This is a genomic window from Paenibacillus ottowii (genome assembly GCF_050516475.1).
Classification (GTDB): domain Bacteria; phylum Bacillota; class Bacilli; order Paenibacillales; family Paenibacillaceae; genus Paenibacillus; species Paenibacillus ottowii.
This window is the reverse complement of sequence record NZ_CP191577.1, coordinates 8,701-34,921: the sequence shown is the minus strand read 5'-3', so window position 1 is coordinate 34,921 and position 26,221 is coordinate 8,701. Positions and strand designations below refer to the sequence as shown.

Genomic DNA, 26,221 nt, shown 5'->3' with positions numbered 1-26,221 from the left:
AAATGATTTCTGGCTGACATGCAGGGTTATAATAACCCGTGTAGAGAGAATCCATCATAATTGATGCTGTAGAGCCGGAATGAAAAGAGGAGATTATAATGAAATCAAACAGCGGAAATCGCCTGCTGGTCGTGCTTGGAACAATTATTGTTCAGATGGGGTTAGGTACCATTTATACATGGAGTTTATTTAATCAACCGTTAGTGGACCGCTTTGGCTGGAACCTCAGTTCGGTCGCTATTACATTTTCAATTACCAGCTTTGCCCTAGCGTTTGCTACGTTATTCGCAGGCAAGCTACAGGATAAATGGGGACTTCGCCGTCTGATTTTGTGTGCAGGGGTGGTGCTAGGGGCAGGGCTCATGCTCAGTTCACAGGTAACCTCGTTATCCCTGCTTTACATTTTGGCAGGTATTGTCGTAGGTTTTGCGGATGGAACGGCATATATTACATCACTGTCGAATTTGATTAAATGGTTTCCTGAGAAAAAAGGACTTATTTCCGGTATTTCAGTTGGAGCCTACGGGACAGGCAGTCTGGTATTCAAATATGTTAACGGTTCGCTGATTCAGTCCGTTGGCGTATCGCAAGCGTTTTTGTATTGGGGAATCATCGTGCTGATCATGATTGTCGGTGGTTCTTTCCTGGTGAAAGAAGCAGTAGTTCTGAATAAACCCTCGGTACAAGATGGGGCTGTACAGCGCGACTATACCGTTAAAGAAATGCTGCGCACCAAGCAGGCATACCTGCTGTTCGTCATGTTCTTTACCGCTTGTATGAGTGGCCTCTACTTGATTGGAGTGGTCAAAGATATCGGCGTACGGATGGCCGGCTTAGATGTAGCCACAGCTGCTAATGCGGTCGCCATGGTCGCTATTTTCAATACGGCGGGTCGGATTATTTTGGGTGCGCTATCTGATAAGGTAGGGCGTCTGAAAGTGGTAGCAGGTGCACTTTTAACAACGGCAATCGCAGTTACAGTACTGAGTCTGGTACCGCTGAATTTTGGCTTGTTCTTTGCCTGTGTAGCAGGAATTGCTTTTTGCTTTGGCGGCAACATTACAGTCTTTCCTGCTATTGTAGCTGACTTCTTTGGTTTGAAGAACCAAAGCAAAAACTATGGGATTGTGTATCAGGGCTTTGGTCTGGGTGCGCTGGCGGGATCATGTATCGCGGCCTTGCTCGGCGGATTCATCCCGACCTTTACCACGATTGCTGTGCTGTGTGTCGTATCGTTCCTGATTGCCCTCACCATTCGCACTCCCGAACAAGGTAAAGGCAAACTGCGCAGCGAACGGAAGAAAAATACCAACAGTGTGCGCAGCATGAAGCCAGGTACAAAATTAGGTTAAAAATAGGTAAAAATGATTTGAGAAAATAGGACTAAATGAATGCCAAAAGACCTGCCATCATTTCTCTAAGGGAGATTATGGCAGGTTATTTGTTTTTCCGATAACTTAATTTACGGTATAATAAAAAGACGTGTAATAAGCCGATATATACAAAAGACATAAGCTAAGAACCTGACAGGAGGACGAGTCATGATCGTGGATACAAGCGGGAATCTGCTTGCCCGCAATACAAAGCTGCGAAATACATATCAAATTCGAAGCGCCTTGTCCCGCAGTGAGCTGGCCATCGTGTATACGGCAAGGCTGTTGGATAATCGAGAAAAGGTCATTGTAAAGGAATTTTTTCCGAATGCGCTGGCTTTGCGGGGGCTGGACCGGAAAACGGTCACTTGCAGCGCTTCGATGCAATCCAAATATGTGGAGTTTATGCATTATTTTTTGCGCGAAGGACAAATGTTGAAGGAATTAAATCACCCGGGGGTTGTCGGTTACATAGATCATTTTGAGGAAAATGGAACCGCTTATCTGGTCATGGAATACTGTGCAGGCAAGACGCTGGACCGAATGATGAAAGAAGAGGCGGTGCCCACGTCTGATCCTGTTTTTTTATACCAAACGCTGCTGCCTTTAATTGATGCCCTGGAGTATATTCACAGCAAAGGAATTATTCATCGGGACATTAAGCCAGGCAATATTATGATTGGGGAAAATGGCAACATCAAGCTGATTGATTTTGGCTCTGCTGTGCATTTTGAAGGCAAGGAGCATCCAATCTTCACCACGGCAGGCTATTCTCCGCTGGAATTTTACTCTAACCGTTCACGGCAGGGACCGGTGTCAGATATTTATAGCTTGGCCGCCACGCTGTATTATTGCCAAAAAGGATCACCTCCACCGGATGTGCCTGGCAGATTATTTGCAGACCGGACCGAACGGATTCGGATCGAAAATGCAGGGATTTCATTACTGCCGTATGTCATTCGGCGTGGTCTGGAAGTACAGGCTGCCAAGCGTTGCCGCTCACTTCGGTGGTTTAAGGCCGCACTACGTGCGGAATATTGGATAAAAAAAGGGAAGCGCCCACCTCTTACGGTTCGTTAATCGTAAGAGACGGTGCTTCTCTTTTTTTGGATGGACGTTATCCTGTCGGCGCTTGAATATGGTCAGTGTAGACTGAAGTATTCGGCTTAATCGCTTTGTAGCGCAGCTCAATTTCAGTGACACCGTCCTCAAACGTGATGTACAGCTTATCACCATACTCCATGACCGCTTTTTTGTTGCGGGTCAATCTGACTTTTCCATGCTGCAGGGCGCAGCGTGTATCATGCTTCACGATCAGAGTCCCTTTTTTACCTGCGGAGAATAGGATACGTTCCGCTTCTGGCAACGGTTCGTGAACGTCAAGGGTACGGAACAACTCCTGCAAGCTGACCTTACGGCCCGGAAAGGAGGTGAGCGGCCAGGATTTTACCGGAATCTCCTGTCCACTTGCTGTAGCGAGAAAATATCCTTCGATTCTTCCGGCAAACTGCGGCTTCGGACGCAAGTACCAATACAGAAGGGCGGCGATCACAATGCTGATAGCTATCGTCCATTTAATAGCTGTATACCGCGATTGGACAGATACGGTCAGTGTAGCGCTGCTGGACGCTCCTTCCGGGTCTGTAGCGGTGATCTTTAGCTTCGTGTCACCTGTGTGAAGCTCGGATAGCAGCAGGTCATTACCGTTAATCTCAGCATGAATCGCATCCCCGGAGGCTTCTGAATCGAGTTTATAGCTCAGCTTGTCATGATTGGGATCAACAATAAAATCCGATAAGCTTCGACGGGAATCACCGTCTTCTTTTACCAGGCGAATTGACAGGTCTTTTAAGGCCTGTGGTGCTGCATTGGCTGCGTGAACCTTATGTACAGTTCCCTTACGGTACCACTGCGGACTATCCAGGGATAGCTGCCATGTATAATCACCGGTTTGTGGGAACGCATATTCGGTATGAAAGGCTCCTGACTTATAGGTCATAGGCACCTTTTTAGCTGTACCATCCTTTACAGGTGTAACTATAATATGGGCTTGGAGAGATGTATATACGGCTTCATCTGTAAGCTTTTGGCCATCTGGTAACAAGAGCTGAGCTTGAAATGGTGTCGCTTGCCCTTTCAGCAATGGTATAGGCTTGTCGCCATGAGTTGCTGTTACTTGCGTTCCCCCCATAGTAGCTTCAGCTTCCAGACGATAGCTGCCAAGTAAATTGATTTTAACTAAATCCCCGCGAATGCCCCGTAATTTCAGCTTCACCTTACCTGCTTGTGGATGCTCAATTTTCAAAATCGCATATCGGCTCGACTTGTACCTGCGGACATTTTCTGAATTGGAGTACAGCTGGGTTTCCAAAAGGGGATGCTCCGACAAAAGCACTAGGTTAGCTTCCTCCATACTAGAATCCGGTAGAGTCACCGTTAGCTCTTGCATCTCGCCAGTGGTCGTAATAGCAGCAACGGGAACGAGCTTGGAGCGAATTTGACTGGCAAAAATACGGTTCAGAATTTCCGGCAGATCCTCGGCGCTGCTCGTAATAAAAGAAGCTCCTCCTGTCTGAGAAGCGATCCGTTCGAGTTCTTGCCGGTTCACCGTGCCGTCATGGTTCAGACCAATCGTATACACCGGGTATCCCTTGGTCTGTGCAGATTTGATGACAGAGGATACATCGTTATTGGAGTCGCCTTTGGAACGAGCACCAGAAGAGGCACCAAAATCAGTTTCTCCATCTGATAATAAGATCATAAAAGGCTGACGCCCCTGGGATGCTCCTGCGGCTAGCAGTTCCGAGCCTTTACGCAATCCAAGTCCCAAATCTGTATAGCCGGAACGGTTAAGGGTTCTGATTTCCTGCTGGATCTGGGATTTTTGCGCCGCCACGCCAATCGAGGTCAGTGGCTTGGAGGCGACAACGTGGTGATTGTAAGCAACGAATCCCACGCGTGTACGGTCTGCATCACTCAAGTCCATAAACATACTGATGACTTCGGCGGCAATCCCCTCAGGATCGGTATCCCGCATGGAATAACTGGTGTCCAATACAAACACCGCATCATAACCCTCGACCGGGACTGCTCCTGAAGATGCTGCACCAGCCTGATTCGCAGTGCAAATGCCCCCATTTAAGCCAATTTGAAAAAATAGTACAAAAGTCATGAAAATGATAATTCCAAGTTTCCTTATTCTGAACATAAGCTCCTCCTTCAGCGAGGCCGATACGGGTGTGCCAACTCTCCTAATCCTTGGGATATAAGGGATAAAGGACCGAAATAGCTGAAAAACCTCACATTAGCCATGAATTTGATACTTTTACGCTTCTCAGAAATATCCAATGAACTTCTATCGGTCATTGGATTCCATTTGTGAATATTTCCCTGAAGAAACAGGTCTAACATATCATAAAAATTACGTATATACGCATAAAATGAGTCAAAATGCCCTGTTTCAATCTGAGACTACAGAAATTGACAAAACTGAAGGGTGCTTTGTATGATAGCTTTCGTATCAACGGCAAAAATTGGGATTGAAGTTAGGAATACGAAATCGTAAATTCGAAATTTCTGTGTTATCTGACTTTTGATTTTGAAATTATATCTCGTTTGTATACCTTGCCGTTAAAAGCCGAATGACACTTCGGAACGATTTTCGAGGTTACATGCCTGTACCGTAAATGTGGTATAAGCTCAATCCTTTGACGAATTTAAATGTTAAGTAGGGGGGAGGAGGCAAAAGAACTAAAAATGGGTATTCGTCTATTTCAAATTGGACATCCCATGTCCATATATGAAGCAATGGACCTATAACTCATACTTTATTCATTTGCCGACAGCGATGGAAATCATTTATCAAACCAACCGGACTATGCTTTTTGAAGAGATTAACCCGGAAAAGCTGGACCTGATCACCATTGTAGGTGATGTGAAGGGTATCGACAGCTTGAGTGATGAGAAGATCAAGGAAATTAATCAGCACCTTCTGGTGCGCAGCTTTGATGAATTTTTGGATAAGTTTTCACCGACCGTGTATTCGTTTTTTAACGCGGCCAATCAAAAAGTCGTCTACACCCTTAAAAAGCCTGAGGGGATTGATGAGGATAGCATTTCAGAGATTCGTATAAACCAAAGTAATGATTTTCTGAAAATGTTGTTTACGCTCATCGATACCAAACGCAGCCAGGGAATTACCAATGTAGATTTCAAATTTGAAAATCTGCTGGACATGATCTCACCGAAAAAGGTTATGGACGATATTCGTCAAGTCCGCAAAGAAATTCACTATATGTACGGTGAATACGACAAGCTGGATGATGGCGATCCAAAGAAACTCGACATGGGGGACAAGCTGAATGCCATGTTCGAGGAAGCCAGCCAGAACTATAACAACGTCATGGCTATGCTGCCACTGGCCATTGAGGACATCAAAACCCGACTTCTGCTCGGGGGCGCTCAAGAGGAAAATGCGGGTGAGTTGATCCAGGTGGGTATGCTCTCCATTGGGGAAAGCGGCGAACTGAAAATTATTGAAGCGCCGAAGAGCGAAAGTACTGAGCTGATGCTGTTGGATGAGAACAGCACTGGCGATCTCTCCCAAGTATTCGAAGAAGATTACAACTCCATCACAGATACGCCTTCTGATTATGTGAAGGACTTGGTGGTTCGCACGTTTGTGCCACTTCCAGCTGTTCAGACCAAGGTTGACACAGCGGTTGAAGTTCAGAACTACAACACGTATCTGGAGTTCTATAAAAATGCCAAGGATGATTTCGTGAAGGCGGTCAAGCCGCTGGTAGAAAAAATCCTCGGTGTCAAAATGTTCTTCGACCAATATGCGACGAAGAGCAAAGGAATGCTGCCAACAATGCTGGTGGCGAATAACAAGCTGGACATGCTGGTGAAAAGCAGCAATATCCCGCGCTTGGAAACCTACCTGAACACGGTAAATGCCAAAAATGAATTCAGCGACACCATCTGGTTCGGGATCGTCCCATCGATTGAGCTGGAAGCAGCTGGTAAGGTGAAGGTGTCTCGTGAACGCTTTAAGGGCAACGAGAAGGTCGTGAAGCAAGGCGGAAATTCAATGGAATCGCTCTCGATGCTGCTGCAGGTCGTGAAGGATTACAAAATTCAAATGTTCTTTAACTTTGAATCCGGTGAAGAGACGACCTTCAACAGTATGGCGACAGCAGGCATCGACAAATATGTCGATAAATGTGCAAGCCTTGTACGCAGAGAATATAGCGAATTTGCGATTCCTTGTGTACCAAACTTTACGATTATTCCGAAGGATAAATCAGGTGTCATTATTGATAGCAAAATGCTACAGACTGAAGACGGTGTGCAGCTTTCCAAGGAGAAAGAAGATATTCTCAAGCTGTGGATCGAGGGCGTATATGTGGGCGCTGCCTACGTGGCCGCTGGTTTGGTCGCTGCCTATCAGTGTCCTGAATACCTGCGTGAAACGTTCAAGACGGTCAATAAAAACTTCCCTGGCGTACGCTTTGACATCGAAGCGGGAGACAACAGTCTGCGCACGGTAACGACGATGGCCAAGGAAATCACCGGCTTCACCAACACGATCAAGGATGCCATCAACCGTAAAAACTTTGGCTTTGTATTCTCATCCGAGAATGCGCAGATTCAGGATAAGGATATCCGCCGGATTACCGTCTACAAGGCGAGAAGCATGGCGATGTCTGAGGATGGCTTTGACTCCATCTACAAGACGCTGGTCAGCACGTACATTGAACGTATTTTGCGCTACCAAACAGGAGACTTCAAGCACGAGAATATCGTCCGCTTCTTCAGTAACAATCCGAGCAGCCAGAAGAGCAAGTGGCTGAGCAGCAGAGGATCTGTGAACTCGATCATTCAGGACGGAGACGATATGAGCTTCATTATTGACGAGAAAAGCAATATGTGTCATATCGATCTGGTCTTCAATGGCAATGTGAAGAACCTGGAAGTCATGATCACTAAGGGAACCAGTTCGGTCAAATCATGATCCGAGCACTACGAAAGATGTTAGAGGCGTTTCTATCCAGGACCGCCTTTATACATAAATCGCGAAGAAGCTCTGCTTCTTCCGCCATTATATTACCTAATTTCAAGGAGGCAACACACATGGGATTCAGATTGAAAGTAGAAGGACAAGAAACAATCGAGTTGGGCTTGGATAACATCCAAACGGTTATTTATGACACTGATACACCGGACGATTCCAATGCACGCTCCACTGACGTAGGCTCCACGCTGCGCATCAGCGGTAAAATCATCACAGCAGTAGACGGTGACAGCGCAGATGACACGCTGAAACTGGCTTTGTGGTCTCTGGTCCCTGCTGAAAAAGCAGACAGCTACCGTAAAGTAACACTGGAAGTTATCGCAGCGGATCAAGTGGTTCGTAAAATCTACTTCCCGAATGCGTTCGTTGTAGACTACAACGAGCACTTCGGCGACACAGAAGGTGTAGGTGCATTTACACTCTACATCAAACAAAAGAAAGACAAAACCGAGCTGGCTACCATCGACGGCGGTTATCCAGTTTAAGCTTAACATCTTAACGTTAAGCGCAGCTTAAACACACACACTCACCCGGCACACAAGTGAAGGGTGGATAAATATTAAGAGGCCTACGGGTCTCTTAATATTTATTTTTTTCGGAGAGGGGAACATCACACAATGACCAACTACTATGAGCTACTCGGTGTCGGCCGGGATGCTTCGGAGGCAGAGATTAAGAAGGCTTACCGTAAACTGGCCAAACAGTATCATCCAGATACGAACCAGGGAAGCGAGGAAGCAACGCGCAAGTTCAAGCTGATTCACGAGGCTTACAATACCTTGCGTGACGAAGCATTGCGGCAGGCATACGATGCTGAGCTCATCCGAAAAGCAACGGGAACTAGCGGAGAACAGCAGGAGAGAGCGAGAGGGGCAGCACCTTCTGGCGGTACGCGCAAGACGACTAAAGGATTCAATCCGGCTGACATTGGCACTGATTTTGAGCAATTTTTCGGCTTTCATCCGAAAACCAAGGAGGGCTCACCAGGGAAGAAAACGAAAAAATCCGGCGATCCGACGGATACCTCGGCGATGTTCAACCAATTTTTTGGTATTCGTAAGAAGTGATGATTTCAGGATAGAAACGGGGGAAGAAAGCAGTGAAAAAGGCACAGAGCAGATGGGTTTTCATCATAGATGTTGCCATGTTCGGGCTGATGCTGGCGATCGCCTTTTATGTATTTAATCGTACAGGCTACAGCGGTTTGAAGACCGTGGTCGCGATAGGTATTGGAATCAGCGTGCTTGTATACATACTGCGCAATCTGGTGTCCGTTGTACCTGTGCCCAAGCCAAAGACAGAGCGTAAACGGATTGCCAAGCTGGTGTTGATTGATGAAGAGGGCGAGTCCATTAAAGAATGGTATATCGAAGGCGAAACGTCACTGTTAATCGGCAAAACTACGTCGCGCTCTGAGGCGGATATTGATTTAGCAGGTACAGATTATGCCTCCTTGGTAAGTGTGGAACATGCGGTACTCAACCGGGTAAACAGCGACTGGTTTGTGGAGGATGTGGATTCTGGCAATGGGACCGGGTTACGGTCTGCAAACGAAAGTGTCACCAAGAAGCTGGAAAGTGGCGAGCCTTACCGAATTTACTCAGGTGATTTATTATATATTGCCAATACCAGACTGCTCGTTAAATAGATGAAGAAGTTGCGACATCCTTAGATCGCTGTGAAGACAATCATGACAATGGGGGAAGGAAACGACTATGAGTTTGACAAGATGCCCGAACGGACACATGTTCAGTACACGAAAGCACGGAAATACGTGTCCTTATTGCAATACAGTAGTAAATATAGCCGCACCCAAGAACGCCGAACCAGCAGCGAAAACAAATGTGGCAGGAGACGATGACAAAACCATGCCGTATTTAGGCGAAACGGTGGGGATTCATCCGGTAACCGGATGGCTGGTATGCATCGAAGGTGCACAGGTGGGTCAGGACTATCGTATTATGGCGGAAAAAAACTTTATCGGGCGCGCGGAGGAAATGCATGTTCGTATTATCGGAGATAACACAATTTCCCGCAGAAATCATGCGGTCATTGTGTATGATCCGAAGAAACGCAACTTTTACTTGCTGCCGGGCGATTCGTCAGGCTTGGCGTATCACAATAACGAAGCGGTATATTCACCAGTGGAGCTGGCTGCTTATGACGTGATTCAGCTCGGGCGCAGCAAATTTATCTTTATTCCGCTGTGTGGTGCTCATTTTGAGTGGGATAACGAAAACTAGAACGGAAGTAGGCAATGGTGCAGGGAGGTAACGATATGCAGCCTTATTTTGTTGTATGTGGAGCTGCGGTGCTATTCGCCGTTCTTCTCATCATCCGTATACGACTGACGCGAAGTTCCGGCAGCCGTACCATGAGTGGAATTGAAATCGGAAACGGTCAAACGATCGGGAGCCGGAGTGAGCAAGATGATTATTTTTCCAGTATGACGACGCCTGTCGGTACGCTGGCTGTTGTCGCAGATGGGATCAGCGGGCTGGCCAATGGACGCATGTCCAGTACCTTGGCTGTGACGACTTTTACGAAGGCGTTTGCCAAGTTGGACGATGCAACGAATTTGAACAGATATTTTGCTGAGGCCGCAACTCAAAGCAATCGCGGGATTTTGCAAAATTTAAATGGACAGGGCGGAGGAACGACGCTGGCAGCGGTCATTGTGTGCGGCTATCAGCTGTATTACGGAGCGGTGGGCGACAGCTTGATTACCATTTACCGCAATGGTCATTTTCAGACCGTCAATTCCAAACATACAGCAGAAACACTGCTGGAGGAGCGAGTGCTTGCTGGACAAATGACCTCGGAGGAGGCCAAAACGAGTCCTGTACGCAATCAACTGGTCAACTACTTGGGCTATGAAGGCTTTGAGAGCATGGAACTGGGGACTGCACCCATTCGTCTGTATTCCGGTGATCATGTGCTGCTGTGCAGTGACGGCATTCAGGAGGCGCTAACGGAGATTGAAATGGAAGAGATCATGCGCAAGGGTGGAACACCGCAGGAAGCGGCGGATGCCATGATCGACACTATTAATGATAAAGGCTATAAAAGTCAGGATAATGCGACAGTACTTATTTTGGCGATAGGATGAAACAAGAAAGACGGGGATAGCGATGCGCAAGGACAACAGCGATTTTAGTACCGCCTTTGTGTCGGAAGCGGGCTCTTACATAGACAACCGGGACTATTTTGCATTCATGGAGACGGACGACATGGCCTGTTATGTCCTCGCAGACGGTCTGGATTCGGATCAAGAGCTGCGCAGCGCAGAAATGGCTGTCAAAACGGTGCTGGAAAACTTCATGGAGAAGCCCTCCATGTCCAAACGGCGCTTGATGAGAGATCTGCGTGAAGCGCAGGAATGGCTACAATTTGAAAGTCGTCGCGTTCGGCTCAAGGCCAGTTTGCTGATGGTCGTGACCAACTACAACAAAATGGTGTACGTTTCGTGCGGTAATGTGCGGCTATATCATTTTCGCAATGGAAGACTTAACTTTCGCAGTAAGGATCACAGCCTGGCTCAGTCACTAGCAGACGATGGTCGTATTCCAGATGAAGCGACCAGTACACACGAGGAACGAGGCAATCTGCTGGAATACCTGGGAAATCCGAATGGGGTTCATGCGCATTACGCCAAAAAGACGCAGCTTGCAGATGGCGATGTCCTGCTGCTCGCAACATCCGGGATGTGGGAGGACGTTGAGTTGGCAGAAATGCTGGGTGCGCTGGAGGAAGCGAAGGACCCGGTTATGCTGACGGATACATTGGAAGAGGTTCTGCTGAGCAAGCAGCGCCGGACGGTGAATAATTACACGGCTGCCGCTATTTATGTCAATAAAGTGTTTCAGGAAAAGCCTAAAAATCGCCGCAAGCTGATCAAACGAATTCTGATTGCATTGCTTGTTTTTGTTGTGATGGGCACGGGAGCATGGATTACATTGGCGCGTATGGCTGCGAATAAGGCGGCTGCGCTGGAAGCGATGATCGAGTCAGCCCAGACTGCAGATGATTACGCAAGGACGGGGGATTATGCGAAAGCGCTCAAATCCTACAGTGAAGCAAAAAATGCGGCGATTAAGATTAACGATAAAATTCACAAGCGACTGTATACCGCTGAGCAGAAAGTATCTCAATTGATGGTTGATGGAGACGGCTATGTGGAAAAGGCGGATTTTACTAAGGCTGAAGCCAGCTACGAGAAAGCACGGAAAAGTGCCGGGCTATATCCACCGTTTAATGTGAAGGACATTGAGCATAAAATCGACCAACTGGACAGCTATGCCGAGACCGCGAGCTGGATGAAGGACGGAGATTTAAAATTCCAGGGTGGCGATTATACCAATGCGCTTAAGCTGTACAAAAAAGCAAACAAGGCAGCGATGGAATCTGGTTATACGTCCGCACAAAAAGAGCTGGAAAAGAAAATAACCGAGACCAACGATAAATTGACATCCATCCAGCAGCAGCTCAAGGAGATTCAAGCTGGCAAACTTCAGGCCAAAGGGGATCGGATGATGAAGGATCTCGATTATGAAGGAGCCATGGATGCCTATAGCGGGGCCCAGGAGATTTATCAGGAGATTGATAAGCTCGAAAGCGTTCTGGCAATGGAGCGGAGCATAGCCAAGGCGGAGGAAAAGCAGAGCGCAGAGCAGCAGAAAAATGGTCAGCTTCCTGCTGGGCTGGGATTTTCTGACGGAGCGATGAACGAAACGGACGCAGGGAGCGCAGCGAATGAAGCTCCATCTTCCGCTGCGGCAACCCCGGCCACAGCGAAAGCTTCAGCGGGTACTACGCCCGCTAAAAAGGAAGCTTCTTCGACTGCAAAGGGCAGTGGTACGGGAAATGGCAACGCCTCTTCGACCAAGGCGGATACCAGCAAAGAGCAAGGAACTACTGATTCCGCTGCTAAAGCAGCCGGGGAATCTGATTCACCAAGCCAGGATCGGCCTGCGGCTGACGGAAAATAAGCTTTTAATGTTCAATGAATGCTGGAGCCCGGAAAGGAGTGAGACGTCGTGAAAGAGCTGGTACAGGACCGTTTGAGCAAGATGGACGATCTAGAGCAGAGACGTTTGCTGAAAAACATGATGGCCGGGGTATTTATGAACCTCGTTGAATATCAGGAAGAAATGACCCGCCAGCTAGAACGGCGGGTATTTGAGGAAATTGAGAATACAGAAGAAAAGTTTGATGTGTATGTGTCATTGACTTCACGTGAGGACTATGACCCGATTCATGAATTTTTATATCCCGTGTTGCCCTCTGATGCAGAAGAAAAACAGGTAGACATCAGTCGTGTGGCAGAGGTGGTACGTGAGGGCGGGGAGATGCCGCTCTTTACGCTTTTTCTTGAGATGGAGACCGAACGAATCTCGGCACTGGTACGCAGCAAACGAATTTTCTCAGGCATGCTGATCACGGAAACCGGACACTATCCGATTCGTTTTCGTCTGGAGCATAACCGTTCTTATATTTTAGAGATTGAGCAGTTATATCATACGTTTATGCAAAACGGCATGCCGTGGAAAACGATTAATCACCCATACGCTTATAAATTTGTGGACTGTGTATTGATTGGTGGGGACGGCGAGCTGGCCGCCCATGAAGAAATTCATGAAATTACGATTTCGTTGGAGGAATTCGACATTTTTAAGAAAGCCGATGTTTTTCCGCTGTGGAACATTGAAAGGCTGGCTCTAAAGAACAGCGGTTTTCCTATACCCGCTATGGATCGTGTGAACTATGAGCATGTGCTGCCTTTGCGTAAAACAGGACCAGAGCATGGCTACCTGATTGACGGGACTGAAAGCGATATTCGCTATATTAAGCGGACAGAAGAAGAACTGACGATTGTTACGCCACGTGATAAATCTGGCGAATGGAATGTGTTGAAGGTTACAAAACCAATGACCACAAAACTTAGTCGTCAGACTTATCCGGTATTGTCCAATCGACGGCAGGACAGCTTTTTGGGCCGCTATGCAGGGAAGCAGGCCGTGATTGTCCGTGCCAAAGCAGAGATCACACGCATCGTCAATTCGTTTGAAGCGGCACAGGGGCTTGAACTGGAGTGTGTGAACATCTGGGGAGGCGTAGGAAGAAATGATATAAGCAACCTTGTAACCAAAACCCAGACCTACCCGCTTAATCCATTTGTCAGCGATAATGTACGCACAGAAGATGGCAAGCAGATCATGCGTTTGGGGTTTAGACGTGGCACGGAGGATGTTTTGCCCCTCACACCTGCTTACATGTTATCCGATTTAATGAGTTTTCTAGTATCGGAAGTGCAAATGTATTTTCCAGAGTACAAGTGTGAAGGAGAATGGGTGTGAATTACGTCTGGGATTTGCTCATGCGGGCGAGGGAACAGGGACTGGATGTAGATAAATTCCGCTTTGTACCCGCTGTCAGCTACTCCCCGTATATGGAGCTAAGTTTGGCAGAGTTGAATACGTCCCATTTGGAGCAGGTAGTAGAGATTAATCCATACTACCGCTTTTATTCTATTTTTCGGGATTTGTTTCCACCAGATGCAGCAGAGTGTCTGGAACTGAGAGAATCGCTATTTGATATCATGATTCATTTTTTGGCGGAAATCGATTTGTATCAAGGGATGAATCGACGAGAGTATCATATAAGGTTTGTTCAGCGTGATATTGCGGACGGTATCTTTGGTCCGAAGGTAAAGGAAGGCTTTGGACAATTAAATCGTGAGGATCGGGATGCGATTGCGGAAGGACTGCTGCGCCTCTATGAAACAGGGGAGGCCGTGCATCTGCTAAAACAAACGATGCGCCGCGTTTTCCATCGTTCGATCATTTACACCAACTGTGAGGAAAAAGATGAACTGCTCATATATATCGGTCAGGAGGAGACGGCGCTGTCACGAATTAAAGTCGATTTGATTCTGGATTTGTTTCTCCCGGCACGATTTACGACGGAATTGTATTGGACAAGCCATTTTGGCATTTTGGAGGAAGATCCTACGATGAAAATAGACGCTATCGCCCTCTATTAAGGCTGAATGGCTAAGAAAGGACATGTGAACGATGAACGGACCCTATACATACAGGTTGCTAGACCCGCTCACCGATCGAAAAATCGTCCGCAGTATGACGAAATACACGCGGGCGGAATTGGAGCAAATGACGACCTTTCAGTTGCGCGGGATATGTGATAAGGAGCGACTGGTCGAGGGCTTTGCAAATCGTCTGGCACGTGAAGAATTAATTCGCGTGATTTTACGATTTCGGAGCGCAGAGGAGCATCTACTCATCACAAGGCCAAATCCTGGCGGTTTTGAACGTATGGAATTGGCACTACAGCGCAACTGGAATGACCGCCGGCAGGAAAGCGGCGGTATCCGGGTTCCCGCCAAAATCACGTTGTATCAGGGAGTGCGCACAGGGCGCATGGACAACTACCGGATCGAGTCCGATTTGTCATGGCTGAGCTCTTCTAATGTGCTGCTGGTGAATGCGACGGGAGAACTGTGCGGTGTTTTGAATTTGGTGAAGGATGAGGGGCGAGCAGGCGTATATTATCTTTCTCGTCATCGCGATGCTGAACTGCGAGAGACATCCAATCATAATTATAGTCTGCTGTTTCTACGAAGACAGGAATCAGAATACTTTTATAACCTCTACTATGGAGACAAGCCGATGCTGCCGCTGAAGCTTCAAGGTCACCGCATTCCGGTGGCCGAACTGATTATTCGGGGCACGGAAACAACCGATGCGGTACTGGCAATTGATTTTGGCACCTCGAACACCACAGCAGGTGCTTATTTGGACAGTTCCTACGTTACGACCCCTGATACAGGCTTGAGCAGCACGGTAAGGTTGAACGCCATTAATTATGTATCATTTCCCGGACCGGAGGGTACAGAAGGCGAATGGATCGAAGTGTTGCCGACCGCCATTCGCGTCGCGGACTGCTCCCATCCTGAGCATATCGTTTATGTTTTTGGGGAAGAGGCACTACGTGGAAGCGATGTGGCAGGCAGCCGTGCCACGGTATTGCGCGGGATCAAGCGTTGGGTCAATGACTATAAGCGAATCGAAGAGTTAATGGATTCTGAGGGGAATACAGCAACCGCTTCCCGCAGCGATATTTTAGCGGCGTTTATCCGTTATGTGATTGCTACTGCCGAGCAGCAATTTAAGTGTCGATTTCGCAACCTTCACTTTTCTGCCCCCGTCAAGCTGCAGCCCCAATTTATTGAAATGTTTAGCGATATTTTGCCTGATTACCGGATTGAAGCGGAGGATGCGCTGGACGAAGGGCTGGCGGTGCTGTACAACACGCTGGCGGACCAGATGGAACGAGGAACTTTCGCGGACGGTGAGGAGTATCAGGCACTTGTCATTGATTGTGGTGGAGGGACCACAGATTTGTCTTCCTGTCGCTTCCGGATTGAAGATGGACGGATTGCCTACAAGCTGGATATTCACACAACGTATGAAAATGGGGATACCAATTTTGGCGGCAACAATCTGACGTATCGGATTATGCAGTTTATGAAAATTGTATTTGCAGGGTATTATGCTGCCGAGACGCGTTTGCCTGACACCGATATTGATGCCCTGATCGGCATTCCTTCGGGAGATTTGTACCGTCATGTGGATGAGTTTGGTGTAGATGCTGTCTATGCAGGGCTGGAGGAACGCTACCGTGAAGCAGAGGCGATTTTGCCTACCGCGTTCAAACGGTATGAGCATGCTACACGGGATGAATATCAGCGGGTGCTGAGCAATTTTCATCTGTTGTGGAGCGCAGCAGAAAATATGAAAAAGGAATTTTTCCTACGTACAGGGATCTTACGCAGCCGCTTCGAATCCGAGCAGGTATTATCCGCTGAAAGCGACCTGAACATTGCAGTAATGGATCGTTGGCTGGTTTCAGTCATCGAGAACGGACGGTTTCGTGATGAATATGGTTTGCCTGACGTGGTGTTTAACATTCGGGAAATACAGCAGCTTCTTAAGGCAGATATCTACAATATTGTGCGCAAGTTTCTGGATGATTTTTATTTGGAGGGACGCTTGCAGGATTATTCGATTATCAAACTGACCGGGCAGTCCTGCCGGATAGACGTGTTCCGCGAAGCACTCAAGGAATTTGTACCAGGGCGCAGTATTGAGTTCCGACAAAAGGCAGAAGACCTGAGCCGGGTACCAGAGTTGAAAATGGCCTGTCTGCGCGGGGCTATCCGCTATTTGAACGCTAAAAAAATGGGGACGATTGAGCCTGTCATTACCAATCATATTCCAGCTATTCCGTACACAGTCAGCGCATGGACACACACGGGACGGGAGAAGGAGCTGATTGCGAGTTTGGAAAGCAGCCGGGTACGCGGTTCGATTTCCCGGCCGTCTCAAGCTGCCGAAGTGGAGTTCTTCCTGACGGCCAACGGCGGCAAGCTGCGTCAGCGTCATGTGTACCGCAGTCGGCCAGATGCTTTTGAGCCCATGCCGTATGAGGAAATTGCTGGGCTGTACGGGCAGGATATTCCACAGGATGATACGGACTCCATTCGCAATGAGGAGACGAAATATTTTGTTTTTGTCGGGGATAGCCGTTGGGGTTTTTACGTAGTGCCGATTACCCGTCGTGATGAATTGCTGTATCTGGGTCCCAAGCGCTTCTTTGCCTTCGAAAATGATCTCTCCGAGCTGGATTTCTTTGATGGTACTAAGTAGGAAATTAAGATTTTGCAAAATGCCGAAATCAGAAATATACACAACGCTTGGAGGGGATAACGTGCTGTATGCAGGTTTTTGGAAACGAACTTTAGCTTATATCATTGATAGCATTCTTTTAGGATTTGTATTTTTCATCATTGGCTTGATCTGGATTGTGATTCGGGCCTTGGGAGATTGGATACCATCCCCCGCAGAAACCTCTTTGCTGTCAGACGGAGCGACTTCTATTTTGACAATGAAAACAGTCGGACGGACATTGCTGAACTGGGGAGTTATATGGCTGTATTATGCGCTCATGGAATCGTCCAAATGCAAAGCCACAGTGGGCAAACTGGCTCTCGGCATCGTTGTGGTCGATGAGTTTAACCACAAGCTTAGCTTTGCACGGGCAAGCGCCCGCTACTGGAGTAAGCTTTTATCGTTTCTCATTTTATTCGTCGGCTTTATCATGGCAGGCTTTACGGCGAGAAAACAGGCTCTTCACGATCTGATCGCCCGCACCTATGTCGTAGATAAACGCGAGCTGAATTATATACTTCGCGAGCAGGAGCAACGTGGAGCCGGGATGTAAGGATCTCAACAGATTCAAAGATTACGATGAACTGTAGTTTTCAATCAGGGGGAGCACGATGGATATACGCAAATTATTAGAAAAGAATCTTCGCCGATTTACTGCATTACTTGGAAGAAGTAAAGCTGAACCCACAGATGACGGAGTTATGGTTCCGCCTCCCGCGCCCGGTGTGAATCGGCTATCTGTTCCCCTGAATAAAGAAGATTAGAGAAAGAAAGGAGGGAGCACCATGTTAACGCATATCGTTCCGAAGTTTGAAAAAGGTCGTATTCTCAAAACCGAGATGCTGGAGAACCTGCGGGACTACCCCCGCAGTTTCCTGGATATCCGGTATCAGGATTATTCGGATGGCATCATTACAGGAATGAAGGTGACTGTCGGGGAGCACACGCTGACTGTAGGCAGAGGCATTGTGAAGCACAACGATAAACTATACCTGCTGGAGCAGGAGCACGAAGTGCCGTATGCAGCCACCGGACGGCTGTCGGTGTTGAAGCTGCTCTTTTTAGAGCCAACAGATCGTCCGGATTTCATCGCTCATCATGCAGATATTGTGCTGGAGGAAGAGGCAGAATTCGGTCTGGATGAGATGGAGCTCGGCCGATTCAAACTCAAAGACGGTGCCGTGCTTCGCTCGAAGTATCAGGATTTTGCCGACATGGCTACTGAATTCAATACATGGAGTGATATCCATGTCCCTTTTGCAGGACTAAAGCAGAGCACATTGCGACCGGAAACGATGCGCTATTTCGCGTCCGAGCTGCTTAAAAGTGGTGCAACAGATCCGATGGATTGTATGTTTGCGTTGATGTGCCTGAACTCGGAAGTTGTAGGCAGGGAATCCATTCAGCACTATATTGCAAACCGAAACGCTACGGAATACAGAGATTATTCTCATGCTCAGTTGCATAGACAGTTAGTTCTAATTTTAGAAGGCGCCGGACGTGGAAAACGAACAGCAGGTCGTTGGCAGAGCGGCGGAGCCGGACGGATGATTGTGGATTAGAAAATCAGGTAGAGGAGTGTGCGTTATGAAATATGAGGATGAGAAAATTTTGGAATTGCTCCACGAAATGGAGAAGCTAAAGAGGCCTAACGATATTTTAGCAGGTCCCCTAATCATTGACGGTCATTCCTATAGGTTTGAAGAGCGATCTTTCTTTAGCGACCGGCTAAAAATGCATGTCCCCTCTAACTTTACTCCTATGCCCAAGCATTTACAAAAGATTAAATATCCTCATGAGCAACGTCCAGAAATAATTTTGACAAATGATTTGGGAAGTGTGGATGTTACGCTCAATCGGGTGGATCAGACATTACAAGATGAATGGGTGAAACAACTCACTTCAGGAATGAAGGCAATGATGAAAAATATGAATCCAGCCCATGTGTTTTATGAAGAAAATGTGGAAGAGATTCATGGGAAGCAAATTGGCTACTTTGACTTTAAAAGTCCTGCACTGGACCAGCCCATATACCACAATATGTTCTACTTTGAGCTGGAAGGACAGACGGTCATGGGAACATTTTGTTGTCCGTATAAGCAGTATGCTGAATGGCGAGATGTTGCCCTGCAAATGATTCGTACCATTCAAACGGTTGACGAGGCAGAAAAGGAGGGAAATGAATGAGTAACCCCATTTACACCACAGCAGATGTTCAGGTGGCCCCTTATCAGTTTCAGCGTGTATTAAGTATTCATCTTATTAAACAGTTAAACGAACATGTAAGCTTCTGCATACGTGGCATTGTTTCGGAGGACAAGCTGGATCGATACGTAGAGAAAGCAGATGAAGATGAACACATCGAAATCTTCTTAAAAAGTGAAGGTAAGGAGATTCGGTTTTTCCAGGGAATCGTGACGAATATTGCTGTAAAAGCTGTAAACGGAGTCCGCGAGCTTACGATTGAGGCTAGCAGTGAAACCTTAATGATGGACATTCGCTCTAAACGTCGTTCGTTCCAAAAAACAGCGGAATCTTATAACAATCTATTTTCGTATGTTACAAGTTCATATACTAATGCAGAAGTGATAGATGAGGCTTCTCGTGGCGCAGCGATCGGTGAATTATTAGTTCAATACAATGAAACAGACTGGGCCTTTATCAAAAGAATTGCTTCTCGGCTGCATGCTGCTTTAATTCCAATTACGATGCAACAAGGATTAAAATATGTGATTGGTGTCCCTCATTCTAGTGCCCCTCAACCGCTGAACGAACATAATTATTCCATAAAAAAAGACTTGAAAGAGCATAAGCTCATGTCTCGTAACGGACTGCCGGAATATGGCGAGTCTAACAGTTTGAGCTATGAAGTGACCAGCAACAAAATTCTAGAGCTTGGCAGTTCCGTTATTTTTCATAAAAGAACGCTTTACATAGCTAGGGCGGAGACGGTCACCGAAGGAAATCTGATCGTGAATCGTTACATTTTACGGGATGCACATGGGCTAAAATGCCCAACCGTCTATGCTTATGATTTGTCAGGAGCCTCTCTGTTTGGCAAGGTGATTGATATTTCCAAAGAAAAAGTGAAAATCAAGCTGGAAATTGATCAAGGCTCAACTGCATCTGGGGCTATGTGGTTTCCCTATTCTACTGTCTATTCATCTCCTGATGGAAGCGGCTGGTATGTTATGCCGGAAGTAGGGGATCAAATTCGTCTGTACTTTCCGGATGAACGCGAACAGCATGCCTTTGCTGCTAGTTCTGTCGATCTTGCCTCCTCTGATCCTGTTAAAAGAAGTGATCCTGCGGTCAAAAGCATTAGCACCAAATACGGCAAACAAGTCGTTTTCAAACCAGGTGCAGTCGAAATTATCAACAGTGGGCAAATGCTCATGCGCCTGACGGATGAAGGCGGGATCGAGATTAACAGTAACAAAAAAATAACCCTGTCTGCTCAGGAAGATATCCAAATTACAGGTGGAACAAAAATTATTATGGAGGGAAAAGAGGGCGTAAGTTTCATTCAATCTGGAGCCAAACTCGACATCATGGACGATGTGAGATTAACCGGGGGTAAGGTGAACATTGAATGAAGCTTATGGATCGGGATGCTGCATTGCAAGATTTACTGGAAAAGCACGTATTCACGGAATGGCTACAGGATTTGGCCCTTATTGAAAATAACTTTCTGTCACGCCAGCAAGCCATTGCAGACGAGCTTATGGCAGCTTTAGAGTCGTTATGCCAGCTTGCTACCGTACAGCATGAACAAGGTCGAAAGGGGGATATTCGATATATTTATATCTCTTTGCTCAGAACCCGTGTTATGAAAAATAAAGCGATTTACCGCATTGATGCCTATGATGAGAATTGGTTTCTGGATGGGGCTGAATGCGCTGTCGAATGGTCGGCAGACTTTATTTTCGAGCCTTTGTTCAACCGCATGGCTAAGCTGGAACAACTTAAATCAAATTACGCCCGTAAGATCACTACGATGGACATTGAACAAATTCAACAAATTGAGGCGGTCAAATACCATCTGCTTACTGTTGAGTTTTTAAAAAGTCAGATGCCAGTCTTTGTTGCTTCCCCTTCGTTAGCAAGGATGCCGAAAGCTGAGGTATGCACGATATTTGCTGGAGAGTTTCGCGATGATAGCAAAATATTATGCCGGTTTACGAGTGATGGGGGAGCCGAGAAGCGAGAGGGGGGATCTTCATGGATTATTTCCTCTTAAAGCAGGATGTGCGGTATACCAATGTTCCTGCGCTACTTAAGGTGAGAGAAACGATTGATCCTTGGAAACTGTATGATTTACGGCCCGAGGATATTGTCAAACCATTGATGTTCCATGTGAAGGCGGATGCAGAAAGTATTTTTATTGATTATTTAGCAGGGCCTATTCCTCTCTTTTCAGATGCTTTAAAACGCCTTGTCCAAGCCTATATGCCGGAGTTGCCCTTGAAATTAACCATACTTACACAGATCGAACAGAAGATACAGAAGAATTATTATATTCCTTTTATAGCGCAGCTGAAAGCTGTACATCCAGAAAGCGAATGGAATGTGAATCAAAATGTGATTAGAAATCTGGTATTACACGCAGATGCTATTCGAGGGCACAAGATATTTAGAGTTCAGGAGAGTGCTGCCCCGTTGATCGTCGTCCGTCTAGACGTGGCGGAAAGCATATTGCGGCGTGATTTTACCGGGATCTCATTGGAACAAGTCCGGGTGAAATAGGGAGGGAAAAAAACATGCCAGACGATGAGTATTATGTGGTACGGGGGGCCTGTATGCGTTGTACATGCGGGACTCATCCTCGAAAGATCAATTTGCCGAACAGCCACGGGGCATATGTTAATGGTAAACCCATGATGAATGAAGGGGACTATTCTCCAGAAAATGTCCCTCATTTTGGAATTTGCAGCAGTCCGGAACAGCCAAGTACCGAGACTATATACCTGATCGCAGAAGATGGTTCTACGATCTCAGGAAAGCCATGTCTGCCGATGCTGACGGATACATGGAAAAATACCAAAGAACAGACCAAGGTGGAAGGGTTGTCAGCCTTGACGACCTCCTCTTTCCAGACTTGTTTATATCATGGATTTATCGAATTTCATACGAATGGCCAGCAGGAGGAGTAGCTGGAAGGGAGGTTTGAAAACATGATAGGATATGATCAGATTCGAATAGATTCGCCTTACCCTATTCAGGTCTTACAGGATGTTCGAATTGAGTGGAAGCCTGGTGAACATGGGCGAATTACACTCACAGGCATATGCAAGGAGTCTAGCCATGTCACGGCTGCGCTGGATGCGACCTCAGAGGACCGGCTACATGTGTATGCCCAGGATGGACAAGAGGAAATCAGCTTGTTTAAGGGTATCGTCCATACGGTGGAAGTTGAGAACTGTAATGGAGTATATACACTTACATTGGAAGGAATCAGCGCTTCGTTTGAATTAGATATTGTCAAAAGAAAGCGGTCTTTCCCTGAAGAAAAACAAACATATAAACAGTTAATAAATAAACTTGCTCAAGGTTATGAGCAAGGTGATGTTCTATACCAGACCGGAGAGCAGTCGGTAGGCGAAGCCATTTTACAATATGATGAAACCGATTGGAAGCTTATGAAACGGATGGCAAGCCGTTTACATACAGTGGTGGTCAGCGACATATGGGAGTCCGCATCGCCGAAGCTGTATTTCGGAATGCCTGCTGGCACACAGCGAACGATTCGGCAGGATACGCCTTATACGGCAAGTAAAGATTTAAGGGGCTATCAGCGGGCAGGTGGGGCGTCAGCCGGGCTACACGATACCGATTTTTTCAAATACGAGATCGAAAGCGGAGAGCGGTATGCTCTTGGAGATGAAGTGCAATTTCGTCAAAAAACGATGATTGTAACTGAATTGTGGAGCCGAATGGAAAAGGGGCATTTGCTATTCAGTTATGTGTTGGCTCGCGTGGAGGGTATACGCAGTGATTTCATCCCTAATCGCAAAATGATTGGGGTTTCACTGGAAGGAGAGGTTCTCGCGGTTCGGGGAGAGGAAGTAAAGCTGCGGCTGGCGATTGATAAGGACGATGGGGTATCCGAGCCACATTGGTACCCGTTTGCTCCCCCAACAGGAAGCGCGATGTATAGCATGCCGAAGGTGGGGACACAGGCGAGCCTGTATTTTCCGGATGCATCTGGTTCCAGAGCAATGATTTTGGGTGCGGTTCGTACAAATGGCGACAGTTGTGCCAAGACGAGTAATCCCAATGATCGATATTTTGGTACAGAGCATGGTAGTGAGCTGAAATTGGCACCGGATCGCATCCATATCATGGGTGACTCGGGTGGGACATTGCAGATGAGTCTGGATGATGCTGTTGGCATTGAAATTACTAGTCCCAAAAAGCTGACGTTAGAAGCAGAGCAGGAAATTATTCTGAATACGCCTAAGAAAATCATTATTAATGGAACGAGTCAGGTCATGGCGTACCAGACGGGGGGAAACACGGGGATTTCGGTAGAGAACGAATACCACGTGTTAGGAGGAAACGTCTGGGCTGACGGAAGCGACCGAACCGCGTATCCTCCATTTGATGATGAACCAAAAGAAGGAGAGCCCCCTCCACCGCCGCCTCCCCCTGAACCGTTTAACTGGGGAAAGCTGGGGATGAATATATTGGGCGGTTTGGCGGTCGTGGCAGCTGTGGCTGTAGTAGCGGCTGTTACAGTAGCTACGCTTGGAGCGGGTACGGTAGTCATTGCGGCGGTAGCCGGAGGAGCGATGCTGGCGGGAGGTTTGGGTGTAGCCAGTTTGGCGGCATCGGATATTGCCCGAGGGGAAGTGAGTGACTTTAGTGACTATGCCCTGACCGGCTTAAGAGAAGCGGGGATCGGGGCAGTGTCTGGAGCGATTTTTGGTCCACTCGGTGTAGGAGGAGCACTGCTAAGAAAAGCAGCGATCGGCGGTGTGACAAATGCGGCAGAAAATCTGGCGAGTCAGGTGCTAAGTGGTGAAAAGATTAATTGGGGCTCAGTAGCGAAAGATGCGGGCTTGGGTTTTGTCACCGTAGGCGTACTGGACTCCAAAGTAGGCAAGGCGATCGGCGGATTCGCGGAAAAGGTAGGCAGTAAGGTTACACCGCAATGGATTAGCAAGGGTGTAGATGCAGTCGGGGCAGGCTTTGGCAAAGCTGTAAACAAGCTGGAGCAGGCTGGCAGTAAACTGGGTCAGAAATTTAATGAGCAACTGAGTAAAATGGCAGACGGCCTCAGCCATGGGAAGTTAGTAACAGCCAACGGAGCGCCAGTTCCGCACGTTAATAAGATAGACAGCGGACCACTTCCGCAGACGGATGTCCAGAAGAATTACAATAAGGTCATGAAGGAAATGGAAGAAAACGCGGCGAAAAAGGTTGAAGGAACTGGTAATGCTGCTAGCAGGCAAAAGCTAATAGAGGAATCTAAAGATTTTGCTAGAGAGCAGTTAGACAAGCATGTTCAGTTCATTAAGGACGGTGGAATAAAAAAACCTCTTGATGAAAATGGATTTGGTGGCGGAAAATATAAACCGGATGTAATAAGTGCCGCAGTAGACATAACAACGGTAGGTAGTAAAAAAACTAAAATAACATTTGGCTATAACGGTGCTAGAGAAGGACAATTCAATCCAAGTGTAACGGAACTGCATCCTGATTTAGCTGACATAGCAAAAGAAACAAGGAAGAAAGCTAAAAACGACCCTAATAATCCGTACAAAGACGACGAAAGTTTCGAGCTATGGCATGTTGAGAATTGTGCTGAAATTCAGGCGGTCAATCAGCTTTTATGGTCAGGTTCAAAAATAGAAGATATACTAATAAGTACTGTTAACGGTAAAGGAAAATATAAACCACCATGTAAAAACTGTCAGAAGACATTTTTCGATTTCATTAATGATTTTCATGAATAATATTTTTGAATAAATAGGAGGTTGCTTTATGCGAAACTTATCAGATGAAACGAGAGAAATACTGCTACAAGCAGGATGGAATCCAAATAATAAGCTTGATTTAACCGAGACAGTTAGATTTTTAGAGGCAATGGGGTATCAAGTATTCAATCCAGTTATTGAAGCATTAAGTCTATTTGGTGGAGTTGAATATAAATTTAAGCATCCGGATGGAAGTATAGAGACTTTTCATTTTATCCCTGAAGAAGCTGTTGGGGATTACTATGAAAAAGAAGACTTTGAGGAATTTGAGGCGCGAGTGAAAGAGCCGCTTGTTATAGTTGGAGAGGCATACCGTGGGAATTTAATAATGTTTATCTCGAAATCAGGGAAGGTGTTTGGGAAAAATGGGTATTCATTATTTAAGTTCGGAGATAACATTTTGGAGGCACTAGACACTCTTTGTTTATTTAGGAAACCGGAAGAAATAGAATAATAAAGTTCAGTCATTTATCAAAGACTTTGGCAACATGAGAAAGGTTATGCGGTGCTCAATGAACTACTTAACCTTGTATAAAGGATATAATCAATTAGTTACGAATTGAGTTGTACGCACAGAATGATTTTTTCCACAAGAACTATTAATATTTTAAAGGATGCTGGTTGGTATCCCGAAAGAAAAATAGAGATCGGCTCAACAATAAACTTCTTAGAAAAAAGAGGATTTGAAGTATTTTATCCTGCTAAAGAGGCATTTGAACATTTCGGAGGGCTAAAGTACTCAGTGCCTAGTGATGAATCAGATGACTTTCAGATAGGCCCTGAATTTTTAAGGGAAGGAATCGAAAGGAAACACTATAGCAGATACGAAAAGATAATTGGAGAAGAGCTAGTTCTAATCGGATGGGCATATGACGGTAATGCAACTATGTTTATGTCTAAGATAGGAAAAGTATACGGTATCATAGACGACTATTATATTTGGAAATTTGGAAATAATGTATATGAAGCTATGAATAATTTATGTGAGAGTAAAGAGCTGACGGTAATTTGTAAGGAATGAATTATAGTGTTTTTACAATTCAAATT

General features: G+C 46.5%; 24 protein-coding genes. 23 read left to right on the top strand and 1 reads right to left on the bottom strand.

The genetic code is table 11. The features are described from left to right. Positions 1–98: 98 nt before the first annotated feature. Positions 99–1,352: an L-lactate MFS transporter gene (locus ACQQ6X_RS00160; RefSeq protein ID WP_305167552.1), complete on the top strand. Its 1,254-nt coding sequence runs from the start codon at positions 99–101 to the stop codon at positions 1,350–1,352. A 189-nt stretch (positions 1,353–1,541) separates the two neighbouring features. Beyond that, a complete protein-coding gene (locus ACQQ6X_RS00155; RefSeq protein WP_305167550.1) occupies positions 1,542–2,453 on the top strand; it encodes a serine/threonine protein kinase in 912 nt (303 codons plus the stop codon). 37 nt (positions 2,454–2,490) lie between these two features. Here the strand turns inward: ACQQ6X_RS00155 and ACQQ6X_RS00150 are convergent, their stop codons facing one another. Continuing rightward, complete coding sequence (locus tag ACQQ6X_RS00150) at positions 2,491–4,581, bottom strand: vWA domain-containing protein (protein ID WP_305167549.1); 2,091 nt, start codon at positions 4,579–4,581, stop codon at positions 2,491–2,493. A gap of 639 nt (positions 4,582–5,220) precedes the next feature. Between ACQQ6X_RS00150 and ACQQ6X_RS00145 the strand changes: the two genes are divergently transcribed. From ACQQ6X_RS00145 to ACQQ6X_RS00045, 21 genes are all read left to right on the top strand, one after another. After that, on the top strand, positions 5,221–7,389 hold the full coding sequence (locus ACQQ6X_RS00145; protein ID WP_063212089.1) for a hypothetical protein: 2,169 nt from the start codon (positions 5,221–5,223) through the stop codon (positions 7,387–7,389). A gap of 119 nt (positions 7,390–7,508) precedes the next feature. Then, positions 7,509–7,934: a hypothetical protein gene (locus ACQQ6X_RS00140; RefSeq protein ID WP_007431573.1), complete on the top strand. Its 426-nt coding sequence runs from the start codon at positions 7,509–7,511 to the stop codon at positions 7,932–7,934. A gap of 132 nt (positions 7,935–8,066) precedes the next feature. Then, on the top strand, positions 8,067–8,516 hold the full coding sequence (locus tag ACQQ6X_RS00135) for a J domain-containing protein (protein ID WP_063212072.1): 450 nt from the start codon (positions 8,067–8,069) through the stop codon (positions 8,514–8,516). Between the two features lie 32 nt (positions 8,517–8,548). Continuing rightward, on the top strand, positions 8,549–9,097 hold the full coding sequence (locus ACQQ6X_RS00130) for an FHA domain-containing protein (protein ID WP_063212073.1): 549 nt from the start codon (positions 8,549–8,551) through the stop codon (positions 9,095–9,097). Between the two features lie 67 nt (positions 9,098–9,164). Then, on the top strand, positions 9,165–9,692 hold the full coding sequence (locus tag ACQQ6X_RS00125; RefSeq protein WP_040103097.1) for an FHA domain-containing protein: 528 nt from the start codon (positions 9,165–9,167) through the stop codon (positions 9,690–9,692). A 35-nt stretch (positions 9,693–9,727) separates the two neighbouring features. Further along, positions 9,728–10,558, top strand: a complete 831-nt coding sequence (locus ACQQ6X_RS00120) for a PP2C family protein-serine/threonine phosphatase (protein WP_305167547.1) — start codon at positions 9,728–9,730, stop codon at positions 10,556–10,558. A gap of 22 nt (positions 10,559–10,580) precedes the next feature. Next, entirely contained in the window at positions 10,581–12,437 is a 1,857-nt protein-coding gene (locus ACQQ6X_RS00115; RefSeq protein WP_305167546.1) for a PP2C family protein-serine/threonine phosphatase, read from the top strand. A gap of 48 nt (positions 12,438–12,485) precedes the next feature. Further along, a complete protein-coding gene (locus ACQQ6X_RS00110; protein WP_305167545.1) occupies positions 12,486–13,805 on the top strand; it encodes a normocyte-binding protein in 1,320 nt (439 codons plus the stop codon). Further along, positions 13,802–14,491, top strand: a complete 690-nt coding sequence (locus ACQQ6X_RS00105; RefSeq protein ID WP_149033953.1) for an iron-dependent peroxidase — start codon at positions 13,802–13,804, stop codon at positions 14,489–14,491. The genes ACQQ6X_RS00110 and ACQQ6X_RS00105 overlap by 4 nt, the downstream gene beginning before the upstream one ends. Positions 14,492–14,522: 31 nt before the next feature. Then, on the top strand, positions 14,523–17,174 hold the full coding sequence (locus tag ACQQ6X_RS00100) for a molecular chaperone (RefSeq protein ID WP_305167544.1): 2,652 nt from the start codon (positions 14,523–14,525) through the stop codon (positions 17,172–17,174). Positions 17,175–17,235: 61 nt separating this feature from the next. Further along, positions 17,236–17,748 (top strand): RDD family protein, encoded by a 513-nt coding sequence (locus ACQQ6X_RS00095; protein WP_305167543.1) that lies wholly within the window; start codon positions 17,236–17,238, stop codon positions 17,746–17,748. 58 nt (positions 17,749–17,806) lie between these two features. Next, positions 17,807–17,959, top strand: a complete 153-nt coding sequence (locus ACQQ6X_RS00090; protein ID WP_305167542.1) for a hypothetical protein — start codon at positions 17,807–17,809, stop codon at positions 17,957–17,959. A gap of 21 nt (positions 17,960–17,980) precedes the next feature. After that, positions 17,981–18,757, top strand: coding sequence for a DNA and RNA helicase (locus tag ACQQ6X_RS00085; RefSeq protein WP_305167541.1), 777 nt, complete (start codon positions 17,981–17,983; stop codon positions 18,755–18,757). A gap of 25 nt (positions 18,758–18,782) precedes the next feature. Beyond that, complete coding sequence (locus ACQQ6X_RS00080) at positions 18,783–19,382, top strand: hypothetical protein (protein ID WP_305167540.1); 600 nt, start codon at positions 18,783–18,785, stop codon at positions 19,380–19,382. Then, entirely contained in the window at positions 19,379–20,791 is a 1,413-nt protein-coding gene (locus tag ACQQ6X_RS00075; RefSeq protein ID WP_305167539.1) for a contractile injection system protein, VgrG/Pvc8 family, read from the top strand. Before ACQQ6X_RS00080 ends, ACQQ6X_RS00075 begins: the two co-directional genes overlap by 4 nt. After that, positions 20,788–21,435 carry a hypothetical protein gene (locus ACQQ6X_RS00070; protein WP_305167537.1) on the top strand — a complete coding sequence of 216 codons (648 nt, stop codon included), beginning with the start codon at positions 20,788–20,790 and terminating at the stop codon, positions 21,433–21,435. Before ACQQ6X_RS00075 ends, ACQQ6X_RS00070 begins: the two co-directional genes overlap by 4 nt. Then, positions 21,417–21,941, top strand: coding sequence for a hypothetical protein (locus ACQQ6X_RS00065; protein WP_305167536.1), 525 nt, complete (start codon positions 21,417–21,419; stop codon positions 21,939–21,941). The genes ACQQ6X_RS00070 and ACQQ6X_RS00065 overlap by 19 nt, the downstream gene beginning before the upstream one ends. Positions 21,942–21,955: 14 nt before the next feature. Then, positions 21,956–22,348, top strand: a complete 393-nt coding sequence (locus ACQQ6X_RS00060) for a DUF4280 domain-containing protein (RefSeq protein ID WP_305167535.1) — start codon at positions 21,956–21,958, stop codon at positions 22,346–22,348. A gap of 21 nt (positions 22,349–22,369) precedes the next feature. Next, positions 22,370–25,153 carry a hypothetical protein gene (locus ACQQ6X_RS00055; RefSeq protein ID WP_305167534.1) on the top strand — a complete coding sequence of 928 codons (2,784 nt, stop codon included), beginning with the start codon at positions 22,370–22,372 and terminating at the stop codon, positions 25,151–25,153. A gap of 28 nt (positions 25,154–25,181) precedes the next feature. Further along, positions 25,182–25,628, top strand: coding sequence for an SUKH-3 domain-containing protein (locus ACQQ6X_RS00050; protein ID WP_305167533.1), 447 nt, complete (start codon positions 25,182–25,184; stop codon positions 25,626–25,628). 123 nt (positions 25,629–25,751) lie between these two features. Continuing rightward, entirely contained in the window at positions 25,752–26,195 is a 444-nt protein-coding gene (locus ACQQ6X_RS00045; protein WP_305167532.1) for an SUKH-3 domain-containing protein, read from the top strand. The last annotated feature ends 26 nt before the right edge of the window (positions 26,196–26,221 follow it).

Bases quoted from the DNA above. Each gene is read 5' to 3' on its own strand.
- ACQQ6X_RS00060 (WP_305167535.1), top strand. From the start codon at position 21,956: ATGCCAGACGATGAGTATTATGTGGTACGGGGGGCCTGTATGCGTTGT.
- ACQQ6X_RS00070 (WP_305167537.1), top strand. From the start codon at position 20,788: ATGAAGCTTATGGATCGGGATGCTGCATTGCAAGATTTACTGGAAAAG.
- ACQQ6X_RS00155 (WP_305167550.1), top strand. From the start codon at position 1,542: ATGATCGTGGATACAAGCGGGAATCTGCTTGCCCGCAATACAAAGCTG.
- ACQQ6X_RS00085 (WP_305167541.1), top strand. From the start codon at position 17,981: ATGTTAACGCATATCGTTCCGAAGTTTGAAAAAGGTCGTATTCTCAAA.
- ACQQ6X_RS00050 (WP_305167533.1), top strand. From the start codon at position 25,182: ATGCGAAACTTATCAGATGAAACGAGAGAAATACTGCTACAAGCAGGA.
- ACQQ6X_RS00125 (WP_040103097.1), top strand. From the start codon at position 9,165: ATGAGTTTGACAAGATGCCCGAACGGACACATGTTCAGTACACGAAAG.
- ACQQ6X_RS00115 (WP_305167546.1), top strand. From the start codon at position 10,581: ATGCGCAAGGACAACAGCGATTTTAGTACCGCCTTTGTGTCGGAAGCG.
- ACQQ6X_RS00145 (WP_063212089.1), top strand. From the start codon at position 5,221: ATGGAAATCATTTATCAAACCAACCGGACTATGCTTTTTGAAGAGATT.
- ACQQ6X_RS00075 (WP_305167539.1), top strand. From the start codon at position 19,379: ATGAGTAACCCCATTTACACCACAGCAGATGTTCAGGTGGCCCCTTAT.
- ACQQ6X_RS00090 (WP_305167542.1), top strand. From the start codon at position 17,807: ATGGATATACGCAAATTATTAGAAAAGAATCTTCGCCGATTTACTGCA.
- ACQQ6X_RS00100 (WP_305167544.1), top strand. From the start codon at position 14,523: ATGAACGGACCCTATACATACAGGTTGCTAGACCCGCTCACCGATCGA.
- ACQQ6X_RS00080 (WP_305167540.1), top strand. From the start codon at position 18,783: ATGAAATATGAGGATGAGAAAATTTTGGAATTGCTCCACGAAATGGAG.
- ACQQ6X_RS00135 (WP_063212072.1), top strand. From the start codon at position 8,067: ATGACCAACTACTATGAGCTACTCGGTGTCGGCCGGGATGCTTCGGAG.
- ACQQ6X_RS00120 (WP_305167547.1), top strand. From the start codon at position 9,728: ATGCAGCCTTATTTTGTTGTATGTGGAGCTGCGGTGCTATTCGCCGTT.
- ACQQ6X_RS00045 (WP_305167532.1), top strand. From the start codon at position 25,752: ATGATTTTTTCCACAAGAACTATTAATATTTTAAAGGATGCTGGTTGG.
- ACQQ6X_RS00140 (WP_007431573.1), top strand. From the start codon at position 7,509: ATGGGATTCAGATTGAAAGTAGAAGGACAAGAAACAATCGAGTTGGGC.
- ACQQ6X_RS00055 (WP_305167534.1), top strand. From the start codon at position 22,370: ATGATAGGATATGATCAGATTCGAATAGATTCGCCTTACCCTATTCAG.
- ACQQ6X_RS00065 (WP_305167536.1), top strand. From the start codon at position 21,417: ATGGATTATTTCCTCTTAAAGCAGGATGTGCGGTATACCAATGTTCCT.
- ACQQ6X_RS00150 (WP_305167549.1), bottom strand. From the start codon at position 4,581: ATGTTCAGAATAAGGAAACTTGGAATTATCATTTTCATGACTTTTGTA.
- ACQQ6X_RS00160 (WP_305167552.1), top strand. From the start codon at position 99: ATGAAATCAAACAGCGGAAATCGCCTGCTGGTCGTGCTTGGAACAATT.